Below are 16,603 nucleotides of genomic sequence, written 5' to 3'. Positions count from 1 at the left end.
GGCACCCGGCGATGCCGACCCGCTCGACCGCGCACGCTGTACCACGCGACACGACCCCACCTTCGCTCGTGTTCCCGCGGGTCCCCGGCTGCCACGCGCAGATCCGCCGCTGAGTTGAGGGCCTGCCCCGTATGGTGGCTCTATGAACGGTGGAACAGAGCAGGGATGGGAGACGATCAGCCGCGCAGAAGTGGATGCGGGCCGGGTTCGACTGGTCGATCACACCGTCGTGCTCGGGGACGGGACCCGGTCGAGCTACGAGGTGGACGAAAGTATTCCGTTTGCCGTGGCCACGCTTGTCGTCGATGACGAGCACATCCTCCTGACTCGTCAATATCGGTATCCACTTGACCGGTGGATCTACGATCTCCCCGGTGGGGCCGGTGCCGAAAATGAGACTCCAGAGGCCGCGGCAGGCCGTGAACTGGAGGAGGAGCTCGGACTCATCCCGAACAAGCTGACCCGACTCCACACGTTCTACATGAATCCAGCGCGCGCACCTTTGCCCACCCACCTCTTCCTCTGCGACACCGGCACAGCAGCAGGAACCGTCGACACCTCAGACCCGGCAGAACAGGTCGACCAAGCCCGCGTGAAGCTGGCTGAACTGGACGCGGCGATCGCGAGCGGAGAGATCGTAGACCCATCACTAATCGTGGCTCGCGCCTGCGCGGCCGCGAGAGGCCTCCTGCCACCCCTGATGATTAGTAACACGCCCTAGTTCCTTTAGCTAGGTCCAGCTCGATCTCGCAACTGTGCCGTACCGCTTCTCGCTTCGAGTCGTACGTGCCGTGCGTGACTTGCTCCCCGTTCGGCAGTCGATACCGAACCTGGATGCGCCCGCTCGGAAGGTGCGATAGCTGACGCTGGGTGCCGTCTTGCCCATGATTCTCACAGTCGTGACCCGCGCGGGGCCGGGCGACGCTACAGCATCGCCGAAAGCCGTTCTCGGTAACGGCAAGGCACGCGATAACCCCGATCCCAAAAAAGGCCGGGTCGCGGTGCGAAAGTAGGTGGAGGTCCTATCAGCCGTTGACGGTGGAAACTGGTCGACGGTACTTCAGGAGCTCACACGCTTGGAGATTGTGAATGCGAACTCAACATCTACGTCGCCACCGTTCGTAGATTATGAAGTAGTCGACCACATCTGCCAACAGCAACGACGTCTCGCGCCTCAGCAAATTGAGGAACTCGTTCAGCTGTTCAAAGCAGGCAAGAACACTACGGAGCTCGCCAGTCACTTCCGTTGTAGCCGCTCGACGGTGAGCAAGCATATTCGCAACTCGGGGCTTTCAGTACGAGAAAAGCGCTTCAGTGAAGCGGACTTGACCCGCATGCAGCAGCTATATGAGTCTGGATTGTCGCTCGACAGGGTGGGTCAAGCCCTCGGGACGTCGGGTACCACGGTGACCAAGTACCTATGCGCTAATGGCGTGAGAGTCAGGGGCAGGCACGAATGGGAACAGGACTGACCTGCGGTCACTCTCTTCGCGGCGAAGACGAACGCGCGCCACGAGCGGCCAGTCTGTGTCAGAGGGGCTGCCAGGAGGTTAGACGAAGTTGTTGCGCAGGTGACCGTGAAGAGAGAAGTATCAGCGGATGAGCACGCACAGCCGCGGCCCCGCTAAGAAGCGTACGCCTCCGACGTGGGAGCAATTTAAGACTGCGGTTCGGAGACACGACCGTGACAGCCTTCTGTTGGTTTTGGCGAGCCTCAGTGCTGCAGACGCCCGAGACGAGATGCCGGAAGTAGCGGCCAGGTACGGGCTAAACCCGTGGAACCTTGCCAGTGTTGCGCGAACCGCGCTCGCATGGGGCGGATTTCAACGACCCGTCGCAACCCCGGAGAACGCTGCCTATCTCGGAATGGTGGATGCGAACATCGGCGACGAGGCGGTGGTCACCGGGGACGTCAAGGACGAGAGCGAGCGGCTTTCGAAGGTGCTCACTCGCATCTTCTTCGAACAGTTTCCGGGCCAACGCCACGCGCCTGCTGAGGTGGCGCGATCTATCCTCCTCTTCGGGTCAGCAGGCGAGCAGCCCCCAGACTTCGCCCCAGAGGCTATGGTTCCCGGCTGGTTTGAGGAAATCACCAGTGGCATGTCGATCGACGACTACGTCGCTTCGGTGTTTTTGATCTTCGTCGGGGCCAGGATGAACAGGGGCATATTCGATCTTCGCTGGTTAGAGGGTGCGCATTTCGCTGAGCTCGGTGAGGTGATCGACCTAGATGCCGTGCGACGGACGTTCAATGAGTATCTCGTGACCACGCCGAAAGCGTTCAAGGCAGAGAACCGAAAGTGGCAAGACCCGCTCCCGTCTCCTCAGAAGAAGTACGCGTTCAATCCTCTCCAGGACAAACCCTTCATCGAGATAGAGGCAGGCACAACGGTAGCGCCGTGGGTGCAAGCAATCCTGATGAAGGCTCTTCCCCCGTCGATCTACTTCATGGGCCTACGCGCCTACAGGAACGCGTTCTCACGCGACCTCGGCCATATCTATCAGCACTACGTCGGCAGGCAACTTCGACAGATAGGGGGACTATCATCCGTCATTCCCGAGGTGGCATATGGGCCAAAAACCTCGCGGCGTGATTCCTGCGACTGGTTTCTTGATCTACCCGGGGTGCTTGTGCTCATCGAATGCAAGGCTCGGCAACCGATTGAGTCGCTTCGTGTCGGCGGCGATGACTGGATGCGGTCTATCGAGGAGAGTATCCATAAGGGCATCAATCAAGTTAACCGTTCGAATGCCGACATCGAAAAGATTGCCGCCTTGAACCCCGAAATCGATGTCGAGAAGCCGCGCGTGGGCCTTGTTATCACGCTTGAACCTTTCTACATCAACAACAACCCCTTACTGCAGGAAGAGCTTCCGGCGGCCGACGTTCCGGTGGCCATCATCTCCGTGGGGGAACTTGAGATGCTCGTGTGCGCGGATGCGGACGAAATCGCACGCGTGCTGCTCGAGGCCCCACGATTAGCTGCCAACGAAATCATGCGACTGGCTCCGGCCCTTGACGTCCCGACCAACTCGGAGAATAGCCTGTTGATGCAGACATGGGATTCGCTGCCGTTCTTCCGGCGGCTTGAGAGCTACGTAACCGAAACGACTCCATCGACAACCCCGGACCCGTGATCACGTGATGCCGTGCTCGCATCGACCGTCCAAAAGTCGGCAGCCGCGGGATCGGCTCAACGTCTGCGGGTACACGGTGTATATGCTGCGCGTCCGTCCGGTTCTTCGAAGGACGTAGCGCGGCCGCGATACCATTCGACCGATGAGCACCGAGGAACTGACCGCGGCGGAGGCCGCGTTAGAGGCCGCGCGGCTTGGGCTGATTGGCACGATCACCGTTGGTGTACTCGCGACGCTGGGAACGCTGGCCGGAACCTTGCTTGCGCCGTTCCTCATACGTCGGTCGGAGGCGAAGAGCACAGCAGCCCAGCGACGGCGTGACGAGCTGGCCGAGGTTATACCCCAGGTAATCTCGAGGGGAATGCGTGGCGCAGGCTCAAATGCGAGCGCCGACGCGATGGTGGCATCGATGGAGGCCCATGCTCGGCTGGGCGTTCTTCTTCGCCCGGACGAGTGGCAGATTGCGGCCATTGCCAAGGACGCCCTCTCGAGCGGCGACGGCAGCACGGCGGCGATGAAGTCTGCGGGCACCGCCGCCACGCTGATTCCGATGTGGGCGCGTGGTGAGATCACCTCGGAGCAGGCGGCGGCGATCTACGAGCGCGATGGCGGCAAGAAGGTGACACGTCCGACCCCGCCGTGATCAGACCCGATGTTCTCAAAGCGGGCGGGGCGGTCTCGCCATAGGCGGATGACGGCAACAGGAGATTACTCATCAACATCGTCGATGGTTACCGCCCCATCGATGACAGCCCGCACCTCGTCCTCCAACGTATGGAGCCCGCGCGCGCCAAGCTCATTCATGAACGCGTCCGCCTCCTCAGCGAGCTCCGCATCTCCACTCGTGATCGCGTTCGCGATCACCACGGGAACCGCGTGGCGGCTCATGTCGTAGTACACGCGACTTCCCGCACTGCGTTGGTGGAGGAGAAGTTTGAGCACGGCGAGCGCAGTCGCGGGGTCGTCTTTCGATGACTCGGCCAACTCCTTAGAGATCATGTACCGTTCGGTCGCGATGCTGGGTTCGAGCTCGAGAGCCGCTCGCAGGCGCGGCAGCCACCAATCGGACGAGAATGCTTGCCCCTTGGCGAGCCAGAAGATGCCCTCAAGTTCTTGGCTCTCATCTGGGTGCGCCTGAGCGTGAGCGATCCGCTCATCCCACAGGCGCCCGAACCGGTCACGAATCTCATCGTCCACGTGCGTTGCGCGCGAGAAAGACCAGGCCACTTTGCCGAGAGCTTCGGCGCGAGTCTTCGGACTCATTTCCGAGAAGAACGCTTGGAACAGCTGGCCTTGAGTCGTGCGGTGCCCGAAGATCACGGCGTCTATGACCCATTCGCCGATTCGCGTTAGCGGCTCACTTTCACCGCTCCATCCGGCGCGCAGCGAATTACCGACTCGGAGGGCCGCTTGCATTGCGTCATCAAAGAGGTCGTACAGGTCGGGATGGTATCCGTGCGTTGCCATCGCCGTGGTTAGCACCACCTGCTGGTCGGTGGAGATCTCCGATTGCGTGCCCACGAGCAGCTGCAGGCGAGTGTCGAGCCAAGGGCGCGCGTGGAGGTAAAGTTGCCCAAGTTTCTCCCCGATGGCTGCGCGTCCGGCACCATGGCGATCGACCCTGGCGAGCTCTTTGTCCAGCGCGGCTAGCGCCTCCTGCTTCCACGGGGTGTCGCCGGGGTGTGTGGCCGCGACGGCGAGGGCACGAATCCGACTGGGCCATTGCCAGTTGAGAGACATGGTGAGCGGATCCCAGCCGCCGCCGCTAGGGATGTACGCGTCATACTCAGTCCACGCCGATTCATCGTCGGCGTCTCGCATGAGCAAACGGGCGAAGCGCTCGGCGTACACGTCGTTCATCGCCGGAGTTTCGCGTGGCTTCACGAGTTGCTTCAGCAGGTCAACGGCCGCGTCCTTAGCGCCGCGGAAGTTTTTGTCGTCATCGAAGTCATCGCCCTCGGCTGGCAGGGTGGACTCCAGATCATGCCCGAGGACGAACTCAACGAGTTCAGCGACTTGTCGCCAATCGAGTTCCAGATCAGCCTTGAGCGCGGCATCCCAACCTTGCAGAATCGCGCGAAGGTAGGTCGGGCGCAGCTTCTCACCAAGCGCAGGAACCCCGTGAAACGCCATAGGGTACGTTGCCAGCAGCGCCGCAAGCGCTCGCCCCTGGCCCTCGTGAGAAGGATTAGGCCCCCACCGGCCGTCCGTATCGTGCCAGCCCGCGAGACAGGCGACAAGTTCCAGCGGTGCCATCTCTGCCATTTCCTCTTGGCTCGTGTGAGCGTTAGGACCGGTCCAAGTCGTCACCTGACCAAGTGGTTCCAGTGGCTTCTCGATCTCGCCGTGAGTCGCGTCCAACTTGGCTAGCTCTTCTTGCAGTTCAGGAGGGAGCGCGTCGTGGCCGATGGCAGCGAGCCAACCGTGGCGGTAGCGATCGGCCTTGTCCTGGATCTCCGCTTCTGCCTGTCCAGGGTCGGTGCCTTCGGGCACAAGTCGCTCGCGCATCCATGCCAGGTCGGCACGGTAAGCCTGTTCAAGAAATGGTGTGATGACCGAACTCACTGAGTAGTCGATCTGCGTCGCGATACGCGCGAGGTGTGCGTACTCGACCCGCAGGTACTCATCATCAGACTCGGACTCGCTCAGCAGGCGACGTGCCGCCGCGACGAATCGATGAGCGTCACCGCCACTCTCTACTTCACGGTGCATGCACTCACGGACGACATAGATGGCGATCTTGCGAAGTAGCTTGACCCTTGGTTTTAGGAACAACTCGATCGTCTCGTCGGGCTCGCGGCTCGCGGCGATCATGCCCTGGTCGCGGGCGGCATCGATGAGTGCGTCCTCGGGTCGGTCGTAACCGCTTCGCGGCTCCGCAATCGAGGGTCGGTCCATTCCGCTGAAGTCCTGCGCGCCGGACGCGTGGCCGTTGATGGCCACATAGCTGCGCAGCCACCCGATGAGCGCTTTCAACGCGTCAGCACCAAGCGCCGGCACGATCTTCGGCAATGCGTCGGCGTACCAATAGTCGTCGAGGCCAACTACAGGCTTGTGGGGCTCATCGGCGCTATCAGCTCGGCGCGGCTCGAAGAGCGTATTGGCGAGCCACCGCCCTTCTTTGCGGCGCCCCCCTTCAAGAAGTGTGACAGCGAACGCGACGAGATCGTGAGAGTCCGTGCGCCAGCCGAACCCGGACGCCTGCCACTTTCTAAGGAGCGGAATGAGCCGAACAGCCTCATCCGCTGGTATGCGCGCGCCGATCTCAAACACGGCCCGCCTGACCCACGGGTTTGAGCTGTGTTCGAGGGCGAGGAACACATCAACGACGTCGGCCGGAACTTCCGAGGAAATGCGCGTGAGATACGAAATCTCCGGCCAGTACGGGTCGTAGATGTATCCGTCGCTCGTTGGACGCGGCTCAGGTGGCTTCGAGAATGCGCCCGCATTAAGAAGGGGACGCACCCAAAGGGGATTCTTCAAGCCCTCGAAGAAGACCTGCCGCAGTTGCACGGTAGGTATCTTGAGGAGAGCCGATTCGACCACTTCTGGTGTCGGCGCCTTGTATCTACTCATCAGCTGACCCCTCCGTGGCATTGATCTCGGCGAGCAAGTCTTGGACTGCATGTTTTCTAGCAAAGAAGGCCGTGATCACACCATCGAACAGCTCCTCGAAGATGGCGATGTTCGCAAGCATTTCGTGATCACTAGGCAGCGACGCGGGATCAACTTCATGATCATGCAAATGCGCCCACTTGACGAAGAATGCTTTTGCCTCGACCCATCGCTCCACGGCGGCATGGCCGTCGTTACCGTCGTCGGTGAGCAGGGCAGCGACGTCGCCGCGAACTCGACGTTTCTCATGAACCGCCGCTTTGAAGAGCTTTACCATAGCCGAGGCGACCTCAGCGGGCACGACTACCTGGCTGTCGCCCTCACGTTCAAGGTCGAGCTCGGGATGGCGTACCAGAAGCTCCGGAAGCTTCTTGATCTGATCCGATGACGTCGGCTTGAACACCGGCGTCGTCGGGCGCCCCATTGCGCTGAGCACGCGATTCATCACCTCTCGCATCGCGTGTGAGATGAGGGAGACTCGTGTGCGCTCACCCATCCATTCCGGTCTTGACTCAAGAAGCGCGAGTGCGGATTCATACGCGTTGGCCAGTTCAGGGCGCCGTTCATCGAGCGCGGCGACAAGTCGCAGCCGACGCTCGTCCAACCGGGGTCGGCGCTCCGCGTTCACGCCTCGCGACCATTCTGAGAGTATGTCCGTCGGATATTCATCAACGCTTCCTACTTTGCGTCATTGTACTTTTATCGTCAAGACCCGTTGCTTCGCCCGCAGGCTATGCATCAATACGTCGGAGGTCACCCGACACTTCGTGACGCCACTCTCGACCATCAATTAGATACGTAACGGACCCCGAGTATCGGGGCACCGGTTGATCGCTCAGCTCATCCGGTCCTGCTGGAACTTCTTCGATTTCAACCAGGCTGTGCCAGGTCTCGCCTGGTTGCACGCGGATAGGGAAGGAAAGAGGTCGCTTCAGGCGTAGGAGTTCGTCGAGCTCTATGTTGTAGATGCTCACTCGCTGATCCGAATCGTTGTGAACTCGAATGTGAAGGCTGGTCATCACTTGATCCGGGATATTCCCATACCCGCCACCGCCTCGTAGCTCCAAGACGACCTTCTTGGCCACCGAACGAATCAGGACTTCACGAGCGTCAGCCGCTGCGACGTGCTCCTGCTCGCGGCGCTGGATGTCAGCGTCGCGTGACGCTTGGTCAGCGCGGAATGTCTGCACAGCCCACAACAATGCGAGGACCGTGGCTATCCCCCCGAACCAGGTACCAGCAGCCTCTACCCAGTTCGGATCGGAGCCCCCGATAAGCAGTGTGGTTGCGGACACCCCGACCGCTCCGCCCCCGAGCGCCCACATCGAGCGCGCGATCCATGAGCTACGTCGCCGTCCCATTACTGCACCGTAGCGAAAATAGAGCGCGTGCTCGGGAGCCGTGTCAGACTCGTGACATGGAGACAGCTCGACCATGTTCCAGTGAGCACCACGCGTGATGCCTGCGGTCCCTGCCTCCTCATTCCCCCATGATTCTCGACTGCTCGACACTCGTGAAGCCGATTCGCATATCGAAGTCGCGAACGTCCTACTCAAGGACGTCGGCGCCCGTCTGCAGGCCCTCGAGTCGTATCTCGAGGCGGCCCGCACATCTCCCGCTGCAGGGAGCAAGCTGGCGGCTGCGGACGACCTCACACCGTACAACCCTTTGAGCTTCCAGGTGCGGAGCTGTCTGAGCGTTGGTGTGGACTCGATCCGCATGGTGTGCCGATTCATCGAGGTCGCGAAGGAGCTCCCGATGTTGGCTCACTATGCACCGCTCCGCGTTGCAGTGGAATCAACCTCGCTCGGGATTTGGCTTCTCGGCAGCGGCACGAAGCAGAAGCGTGCATGGCAATCGCTTCGGCTGTCGTACCGGAACAATGAGGATCTGGAAGGGCTGGAGTCTGTTCTCGAAGCCGCCAACGAGACCAGGCCCGATCGACAATGGGTTCGCGAACGGTTGCGAGGCCTGCAGGCCGATCTTCCGGACTACCGCAACCACGACCTCACCAAGTTCCCGAACAACACCGACCTTGTGATCGAGGCGGACCGCCGCGTCGCGGCAAAGCGGATGGCGTTGAACGGACTACAGGTCTGGAAGTCATGTAGCGGTGTGGCTCACGCGAATGACGACGTGATCCGCACACTCCTAGAGCGGGTGCCCATCGAGCGCACGGAACGTGGATACATCTTCCACATGACCTCGAGGATGCTGCTCACGGCTGCCTTTGCCGTCACCGCGGTTGAGAACGCCGAGGTACTCCGGGACCAGATCGAGGAAGCGTCAGCATCCGCCGGATCGACCTCGGGAGCACGAAGGGGCGGATGAACGGTCCCGAGTCCGCCGGATCAGGAATCTGGCCAGTCCTCGGGATCGCCCGGGTAGTCCTCGCCGTGTTGCGCGTAGATGTCCTCAGCCGAGAGATGTGAGTCAACTGGCTCAGGCAGGATGCTCGGCACGTACTGCTCGTCGTCCGGGTGATGGTAGAGGCGCTTTCGTGCGTTGAGGGCGGTGCTGAGGTTGACCGCTCGTTCGTCCTTTGTGGTGCCGGGCCGTGCAAGGTCCCAGGCACCGGTCATGACCTCCTCGACACTGACGCCGCCTCTGATGAACGGTTCGGGAGAGGAGAGGAGGAGGGCGTGGCGTCTATCCACGGGGAAGGCGAGGCCGCGCGCGGTCTGCAAACCCATCCGCATGTGAGGCGGCATCTTCGGGTCCGGAATCATGTAGACGGGAGCATCCGACGTGATCAGACCACGGCGTTCAAATCGCACGAGCGCCCACGGCCGACCGTGAATGTACTTGAGAAGTCTCGGGAGCAGGTAGCCGAGGTGGCCGATATGTGTAGCCGCGGAGATGGTGACGTCGAGGGCACCGTCGGCGCTGAGCTGCTCCCACGTCTTCTTTGCCTCGGCCGCGGAGAGATCCTCACCGTGAGCCGCCGCAAGACGCTGGAGTCCGTGAGGTCCTGACGCACTGATGATCAGCCGCGCCACTGCAAGTGCTGTCTGCTTCAGCTGCTCACGTTGGGCCGGGCCACGGAGAAGCTGCAGGGTGATGAAGGTGGCAAGCGTCTCGCGGTCCACCGGATGGAGCGGCCACATGTTCTCCTGCGTGACCTGCCGAAACACCTGCGACGCCTCAGCTTCGATGCGGCCAAGCGCCCGCTCGAAGACGTCCCCACCCTCGGGATGGCTCTCGACGGTGTAGTAGTCGTTCTCGACCGTCGCGCTTGTCACACTCTGTGTGAACCGGTTATCGCCGGGGAGGTCGACGACTCGGAGGAGACGGGCCTTTGCGAAGCCTTCGAGGTAGAACCGCGGAACGACGTGGTGGCGTCTCGGAGGCCGCGAGGTGCCCACGGTGGGCGAAGCCGATCAGTGGCTGGCTTCGTATGCCTCGATGACTGGCTGCGGGACTCGACCACGGGAGCTCACGGTGCAGCCGTTCTCGTTCGCCCACGCCCGGATGGCCGCGAGGTCAGCCGACCGACCGGTCGACCGCGTAGCGCCCGACCGCGTAGGGCTCGCCGTGCCCGAGGTGGGGCGAGCGGCTGCGATGAACGGGCCGAGCGCGTCTCGAAGCTTCGCCGCGTTGGCATCCGACAAGTCGATCTCATGCGAGCGGCCCTCGAGCGAGAACCGAAGAGAAACGCCGTCGCCTTCTTCGAGGATGCTGCCGTCGAGATCGTCAATCAGCTGGGTGATCTGCTTCTTCGCCATATCCGACACCTTAGCGACGGCACCGCGCCGTACCGCTGACCGCGCCGGCGATGGTCAGAGGCGAGTCGAGGAGCACAGCGACCACCTCAGCGAACCGAAGTCGCATATTCTTTATCGCCGACAGTTTTCCAGTAGATGACAACAGGATCTCCATCGGGTACGAGTTTATCGCCTCCTGTCATGCTCGTACATCGGGATCGCGGGGATTCGGATGGCGTCCCACTTCGCAAATCCCGCGTAATCGACAATGAGGCCGGATGACGAGTGCGTCGGCCGGGGCACATCGGTATCACCACGGGAGCTGTCGACGTAGCGACCGCGCTTTGAGACGGTTTGACGGCGCCTGCCGACGGCGGAGGCGTCTCCGCCGGAGACCCGCAGGCCGAGCTGGTGAAGCTGACCGCTATAACTGTAGCGACGGCGAGTACGCCGCGAATGGTTCGTGCTTTCGCTAGCACTGCGTTGCTCATTCCTTTCGGCGCCTAGGAACTGCACCGCGCCAAGCCCGATTCCGTTCTCTTCACGAGTTGGAACTCAATTCAGTCGAGCGTGGATGAAGCGTTTCTCCGCGCCTGATCGAGAATCTCGGGCGGCTGCTTGCCCCAGACGATCTTGTCGTCACCCGCGGTCAGGTTGACGATGCTGTACACGCGGTAATCGTTCACCTTGGACCATTCGAGCGTCCATTTTGGATAGATCGTGTTGCCCAGTCCGTCGTCGGTCGCGTACTCGAGCACGTAGAGGTTCCGGCCGTCGGACAGCCATCCTCCAGCGCTCTGCCGCGTGATATTGGACATATTGCGAAACGGATCGGACACCTCCAGGCTGGTTCCGCGGTCGGAATCGAACACCGTTCCCAGCAGCTTGAAGCCGCTCGAGTCGGTTCCTGACGTGAGGCAAGACCTCCCGCCCCGTGTAACGCTCACGTAAACTCCCCCTCTCCCCCATTCCCGCCCCCGGTGAGCACATCGTTACCCCGCCGCCCCACCCGACGCGGTCCCGGGTAACGCCTCCTTCCTACGCTGGCGGCACGCCTCGTCGATGCGGGGCGCTGCACCTCCCCCATCGCTGACCGGAGGATCCCTGTGACCGTCACCGACCCGCGCCCCGAAACTGCAACGCCGCCCGCGGCCGCCACGCAAGAAGCTGCGCCGCAACTCGTCCACCGCCCCGGCCGCTGGATCGATAACTGGAACCCCGAGAACGCCGCCCAGTGGGCCACCGAGGGCAAGGCCATCGCCGCCCGCAACCTGCGGTGGTCGATCTTCGCCGAGTTCCTCGGGTTCGTCGTGTGGCAGCTGTGGTCTGTCGTGGTCGTTTCACTGCCGGCGGCGGGCTTCCAGCTGTCGACGGGCGAGATCTTCTGGCTCATCTCGATGCCGAGCCTCGTTGGGGCGACACTGCGGATCCCCTACACGTTCATGGTTCCGCGCTTCGGCGGCCGCAACTGGACGATCGTCTCCGCCGGCCTGCTCCTCATCCCGAGCATCGGCCTGGCCCTCGCGGTGTCGAACCCCGCGACCCCGTTCGGAGTCCTCCTCCTCATCGCCGCTCTCGCGGGCTTCGGCGGCGGCAACTTCGCCAGCTCCATGGCGAACATCACGTTCTTCTACCCCGCCGCGCAGAAGGGCTACGCCCTCGGACTCAACGCCGCCGGCGGCAACCTCGGCGCCTCGGTCGCGCAGTTCCTCGTCCCGATCGTCATCACGGTCGGTGCCGCCGCGACCCTGAACCTGCCGCTCGCGGGTCTGATCTGGGTTCCGCTGATCCTCGTCGCGATGGTCGGTGCGTACTTCCGCATGGACAACCTCTCGGCCGCGAAGGCCGACATCGCGGCATCCCTCGCCGCTCTGAAAGAGCCGCACCTGTGGATCCTCGCCGTCCTCTACATCGGCACGTTCGGCTCGTTCATCGGCTTCGCGGGCGTCTTCCCGAAGCTGCTGGCCGACACGTTCCCCGACTTCACGGGCTTCACGATCGGCACGGCCACGGTGACCCTCGCGTTCCTCGGCGCCCTCGTCGGATCGCTCGCCCGCCCCTACGGCGGCAAGCTCGCCGACCGCTTCGGCGGTACCCGCATCACCATCGGCGCGTTCACGGCGATGGGTCTCGGCATCCTGAGCGTCGTCCTGACCCTGCCGCTGCAGAACTTCGCGATCTTCCTGCTCTGCTTCCTGGTGCTCTTCGCCGCTGCGGGCATCGGCAACGGCTCGACCTACCGCATGATCCCGACGATCTTCGCCCTCCGCGCGAAGGACGGCGTCGGCGCCCAGCGCAAGGCCGCCGCGGCCCTCGGACTCATCTCGGCGATCGGCGCGTACGGCGGGTTCTTCATCCCGCAGCTGCTCGGCCTGTCGAAGACGTCGTTCGGCTCGTACGTCCCCGCGCTCACGTGGTTCATCGGCGCGTACGTCGTCTTCCTCGCGATCACCGCGGGCGTCTACCTGACGATGTCGAAGAAGACCGGCACCCGCATCTGATGCTCACCATGAGCTCCGTCGACACCCACTGCCCCTACTGCGCGCTGCAGTGCGCCATGACCGTCCTCCACGACAGCGAGACGGCGGTCACCGGGCGCGACTTCCCCACCAACCGGGGAGGACTCTGCGCCAAGGGCTGGACGTCGGCGGAGCTCTTGGCATCCCCCTACCGACTCCGGATGCCACTCCTCCGCCAGACCGACGGAACCCTCGCCGAAGTCACGTGGGACGAAGCCCTGGATGCCACGGCCGCCACGTTCCGCAACACGAAAGCCGCCCACGGACCCGACGCCAACGCCATCTTCGGCGGCGGCGGTCTCACGAACGAGAAGGCGTACCAGCTCGGCAAGTTCGCCCGCGTCGCGCTCGGCACCTCTCGCATCGACTACAACGGTCGCTTCTGCATGTCGTCGGCGGCAGCGGCATCCAATCGGGCCTTCGGAATGGACCGCGGCCTGCCGTTTCCGGTGACCGACCTCGACGACGCGCGGACGATCCTGCTCCTCGGCTCCAACGTCGCCGCGACCATGCCGCCGTTCCTCGCGCACCTCGCCGGAGCGCGGGCGAACGGCGGCCTCATCGTCGTCGACCCGCGCCGCTCCGCGACCGCACGCCTCACCGAGGACGGCGCCGGCCTCCACCTGCAGCCCGCGCCCGGCACCGACCTGCCGCTGCTCCTCGGCTTGACGCACATCGCGATCGCCGAGGGGCTCGCCGACCGCACATATATAGAGGAGCGCACCACGGGCTTCGACGCGGTCCGCCGCAGCGTCGCGCAGTGGTGGCCCGAGCGCACGTCGGCCACCACGGGCGTCCCGGTCGCGCAGCTCCGCGAGACCGCGCGGCGCCTCGCCGCGGGCGGCGCGTACATCTTGACCGGACGCGGCGTCGAGCAGCACGTCGACGGCACCGCGACCGCCACGGCCGCGATCAACCTCGCGCTCGTCCTCGGGCTCGTCGGCCGCGAGGGCTCGGGCTACGGCACCCTCACCGGGCAGGGCAACGGCCAGGGCGGCCGCGAGCACGGGCAGAAGGCCGACCAGCTCCCCGGCTACCGCTCGATCCGCGACCCCGAAGCCCGCCGGCAGGTCGCCGGAGTGTGGGGCATCGCTCCGGACGAGATCCCGGATGCCGGCATCCCGGCCACCGCCCTGCTCGGCGAACTCGGCGAACCGGTGAAGACGCTGATGGTCGCCGGGTCGAATGTCGTCGTGTCGGCACCCGACGTCGAGGCCGTGCGGGCCGGGCTCAACGCCCTCGACACCCTCATCGTGTGCGACTTCTTCCTCAGCGAGACCGCCGAGCTCGCCGACATCGTGCTGCCCGTGCTGCAGTGGGCCGAGGAGGAGGGCACGATGACCTCGCTCGAGGGCCGGGTGATCCGGCGGCGGCGAGCGGTGGCACCGCCCGACGGCGCACGCAGCGAGCTGTGGATCCTCGCCGAGCTCGCGCGGCGCCTGGGCGCGGCATCCACCTGGCCCATCGATCCGGCCGAGGTGTTCGACGAACTCGCCCGCGCGTCCGAGGGCGGCATCGCCGACTACTCGGGCCTCTCGCACGCCCTGCTCGACACCGGTGTCGAGGCGTACTGGCCGTTCCGCTCCGGAAGCACCCCGCGCCCCTTCATCGAGCGCTTCGCCCACCCCGACGGCCGCGCGCGTCTCATTCCCGTGGATGCCACGCCCCCGACGCCCACCGATGGCGGCGGCGAGCTCACCCTCGTCACCGGCCGCTACCTGCAGCAGTACCAGTCCGGGACGCAGACGCGCCGGGTCGCCGAGCTGAACGCTGCGCGCCCCGAGGCGCGGCTCGAGATCCATCCGGCGACGGCGTCGGGGCTCGGCATCCGGGAAGGCGATCTCGTCGCGGTCTCGAACGCGCGCGGCACCGTGCGAGCGCGGGCGAGCGTGACGACCGACATCCGGCACGACACCGTGTTCCTGCCGTTCCACTACGCCGGCGACGAATGCGCCAACCGGCTCACCGAGTCGATCGTCGACCCCACGTCGGCGATGCCGGAGTTCAAACGCACGCGCGTGCGTGTGTCGATCGAGGGAGGCGCACATGTCTGAACGGGTGATCCTGGTCGGCTACGGGCCGGTCGGAGCGCGGCTCGTCGAGGGGCTGCTGCCCGCGGTCCGCGACGGACGCATCGACCTCACCGTCGTCGGCGCCGAGACGCACGACGTCTACAACCGCGTGCTCCTCGCGGAGTATGCCGTTCGGCGCATGGACCGCGAGGGCCTCGACATGGGCGACCGCCGCGCGGCCGAAGACGTCGGCGTGCGGTTCCATCTCGGCAGCGCGGTGGTCGGGATCGACCGTCACCCCCGGGTCGTGCGCCTGAACGATGGCATCCGGATGCCATACGACCGGCTCGTGCTCGCCACCGGCGCCCGCGCGAACGTGCCGACGCTCGCCGGAATGGAACGAGCGCGCCGCGACCGCGTCGCACGTCCCGGAGCACCCGAGACGCTCGACCTCGGGACCGCTCCGCTCCCGCGCGGGGTCGTGGCCCTGCGTGACCTCGCCGACGCCGAACAGGTACGCGCCGCGGTGACCTCCGGGCGGCGGATCGTCGTTCTCGGCGCGGGCGTGCTCGGAATGGAGCTGGCCCTCGCCGCGGCCGAGGCCGGTGCCGAGGTGACGGTGGCGTACCACTCCGCCGCTCCCATGAACCGGACGCTCGACGAGAACGGTGGACGCGTGCTGGCGGCCGCGGCGAGCGCGGCGGGCGTCACGATGGCGCATCACGCGCGCGCCGAGAGCATCGTGCACCGCTACGACGACCACGGTCGGGCCTGGTTCGACGGGCTCACGTGCGCCGACGGCCGAGTGCTCGCGGGCGACCTGCTCGTGCTGTCGTGCGGAGTCGGCGCCCGCACCGAACTCGCCGTCCACGCCGGGCTCGCCACCTCGACCGGCATCCTGGTCGATGCCGCGTCGCGGTCGTGGAGCGACGAGCGGGTGTACGCGATCGGCGACTGCGCGCACGTCGCCGACCCGGCGGACGCCGACGCGCACGGCCGCGTGCCGGGCGGGCCGAGCGGCCTCGTGGGGCCGGGGTGGCGTCAGGCCGACCGGCTCGCGGCGCTGCTGTCGACGGACACCGCGGCGGCCGCGCCGGCTGAACGTCCCGCGGTGGTCATGCTCAAAGCCGAAGGCATCGACGTCGTCGCCGGCGGCGAAGTCGACGCCGATCCCTTCGCGCACGCGCCCGGATGCCACGGCCCCCAGGTCACGATCTGGGCGGACCCCGCTCGGGGTGCCTACGTCAAGCTCGTCACCGTCGACGGGGTGCTGACCGGCTTCGTCTCGGTCGGGATGCCGCGCACCGGCGCGGAGCTGACGCTGCTGTTCGAACGCGGGTCGGAGCTGCCCGCCGACCGGTCGTCATTGCTGCGGCTGGACGCGGACGACGCCGGCATGACGGTGAGCGCCGACCCGTTCGCCGCGGATGCAACGGTGTGCTGGTGCAACGGCGTCAGCGCGGGCGCGATTCGCGACGCCGCCGCGGCCGGAGAGCCGACGCTCGCCTGCGTCAAGGCATCCACTCGTGCCGGAACCGGATGCGGCGGATGCGTGGGCCGCATCACCGAGCTGTTGGCACGCGAGGCCGTCCCGGCGTGAGGGTCCGTTCCGCGC

At 64.8% G+C, this 16,603-nt stretch carries 12 protein-coding genes; 7 read left to right on the top strand and 5 right to left on the bottom strand.

From position 1 onward, the window contains the following. Window positions 1–142: 142 nt before the first annotated feature. From D8Y23_RS10070 to D8Y23_RS10060, 3 genes are all read left to right on the top strand, one after another. The gene (locus D8Y23_RS10070) at window positions 143–721 is read left to right on the top strand and encodes an NUDIX hydrolase (protein ID WP_128218005.1); all 579 of its coding nucleotides are present in this window, start codon (window positions 143–145) and stop codon (window positions 719–721) included. Window positions 722–1,599: 878 nt separating this feature from the next. Then, window positions 1,600–3,138, top strand: a complete 1,539-nt coding sequence (locus D8Y23_RS10065) for a hypothetical protein (protein WP_128218004.1) — start codon at window positions 1,600–1,602, stop codon at window positions 3,136–3,138. A gap of 142 nt (window positions 3,139–3,280) precedes the next feature. Beyond that, window positions 3,281–3,781 (top strand): hypothetical protein, encoded by a 501-nt coding sequence (locus D8Y23_RS10060; protein WP_128218003.1) that lies wholly within the window; start codon window positions 3,281–3,283, stop codon window positions 3,779–3,781. Between the two features lie 65 nt (window positions 3,782–3,846). On the opposite strand, the gene D8Y23_RS10055 is transcribed toward D8Y23_RS10060, so the two are convergent. Beyond that, a complete protein-coding gene (locus D8Y23_RS10055; protein ID WP_128218002.1) occupies window positions 3,847–6,714 on the bottom strand; it encodes a hypothetical protein in 2,868 nt (955 codons plus the stop codon). Further along, window positions 6,707–7,381, bottom strand: coding sequence for a hypothetical protein (locus D8Y23_RS10050; RefSeq protein ID WP_128218001.1), 675 nt, complete (start codon window positions 7,379–7,381; stop codon window positions 6,707–6,709). Before D8Y23_RS10050 ends, D8Y23_RS10055 begins: the two co-directional genes overlap by 8 nt. An 830-nt stretch (window positions 7,382–8,211) precedes the next feature. Between D8Y23_RS10050 and D8Y23_RS10045 the strand changes: the two genes are divergently transcribed. Continuing rightward, complete coding sequence (locus D8Y23_RS10045) at window positions 8,212–9,084, top strand: hypothetical protein (RefSeq protein ID WP_164878199.1); 873 nt, start codon at window positions 8,212–8,214, stop codon at window positions 9,082–9,084. A gap of 20 nt (window positions 9,085–9,104) precedes the next feature. On the opposite strand, the gene D8Y23_RS10040 is transcribed toward D8Y23_RS10045, so the two are convergent. The 3 genes from D8Y23_RS10040 to D8Y23_RS10030 form a co-directional block, all read right to left on the bottom strand. Further along, window positions 9,105–10,118, bottom strand: coding sequence for a DUF4238 domain-containing protein (locus D8Y23_RS10040; RefSeq protein WP_128217999.1), 1,014 nt, complete (start codon window positions 10,116–10,118; stop codon window positions 9,105–9,107). A gap of 15 nt (window positions 10,119–10,133) precedes the next feature. After that, window positions 10,134–10,478: a histone-like nucleoid-structuring protein Lsr2 gene (locus D8Y23_RS10035; protein WP_128217998.1), complete on the bottom strand. Its 345-nt coding sequence runs from the start codon at window positions 10,476–10,478 to the stop codon at window positions 10,134–10,136. Window positions 10,479–11,017: 539 nt separating this feature from the next. After that, window positions 11,018–11,329 (bottom strand): hypothetical protein, encoded by a 312-nt coding sequence (locus D8Y23_RS10030; protein WP_128217997.1) that lies wholly within the window; start codon window positions 11,327–11,329, stop codon window positions 11,018–11,020. 234 nt (window positions 11,330–11,563) lie between these two features. Between D8Y23_RS10030 and D8Y23_RS10025 the strand changes: the two genes are divergently transcribed. The 3 genes from D8Y23_RS10025 to D8Y23_RS10015 are packed head-to-tail and all read left to right on the top strand — an operon-like array spanning window position 11,564 to window position 16,588. After that, window positions 11,564–12,958 (top strand): MFS transporter, encoded by a 1,395-nt coding sequence (locus tag D8Y23_RS10025; protein ID WP_128217996.1) that lies wholly within the window; start codon window positions 11,564–11,566, stop codon window positions 12,956–12,958. A gap of 8 nt (window positions 12,959–12,966) precedes the next feature. Then, on the top strand, window positions 12,967–15,030 hold the full coding sequence (locus tag D8Y23_RS10020; RefSeq protein ID WP_128217995.1) for a molybdopterin oxidoreductase family protein: 2,064 nt from the start codon (window positions 12,967–12,969) through the stop codon (window positions 15,028–15,030). Then, window positions 15,023–16,588: an FAD-dependent oxidoreductase gene (locus D8Y23_RS10015; protein ID WP_128217994.1), complete on the top strand. Its 1,566-nt coding sequence runs from the start codon at window positions 15,023–15,025 to the stop codon at window positions 16,586–16,588. Before D8Y23_RS10020 ends, D8Y23_RS10015 begins: the two co-directional genes overlap by 8 nt. Window positions 16,589–16,603: the final 15 nt, after the last annotated feature.

The organism is Microbacterium enclense (assembly GCF_004022425.1).
Lineage (GTDB): Bacteria > Actinomycetota > Actinomycetes > Actinomycetales > Microbacteriaceae > Microbacterium > Microbacterium enclense_A.
Note: the sequence above shows the minus strand (reverse complement) of the source record. Positions and strands in the feature narration are given on the sequence as shown.

Bases quoted from the DNA above. Each gene is read 5' to 3' on its own strand.
- D8Y23_RS10060 (WP_128218003.1), top strand. From the start codon at position 3,281: ATGAGCACCGAGGAACTGACCGCGGCGGAGGCCGCGTTAGAGGCCGCG.
- D8Y23_RS10070 (WP_128218005.1), top strand. From the start codon at position 143: ATGAACGGTGGAACAGAGCAGGGATGGGAGACGATCAGCCGCGCAGAA.
- D8Y23_RS10015 (WP_128217994.1), top strand. From the start codon at position 15,023: ATGTCTGAACGGGTGATCCTGGTCGGCTACGGGCCGGTCGGAGCGCGG.
- D8Y23_RS10035 (WP_128217998.1), bottom strand. From the start codon at position 10,478: ATGGCGAAGAAGCAGATCACCCAGCTGATTGACGATCTCGACGGCAGC.
- D8Y23_RS10065 (WP_128218004.1), top strand. From the start codon at position 1,600: ATGAGCACGCACAGCCGCGGCCCCGCTAAGAAGCGTACGCCTCCGACG.
- D8Y23_RS10020 (WP_128217995.1), top strand. From the start codon at position 12,967: ATGAGCTCCGTCGACACCCACTGCCCCTACTGCGCGCTGCAGTGCGCC.
- D8Y23_RS10055 (WP_128218002.1), bottom strand. From the start codon at position 6,714: ATGAGTAGATACAAGGCGCCGACACCAGAAGTGGTCGAATCGGCTCTC.
- D8Y23_RS10045 (WP_164878199.1), top strand. From the start codon at position 8,212: ATGCCTGCGGTCCCTGCCTCCTCATTCCCCCATGATTCTCGACTGCTC.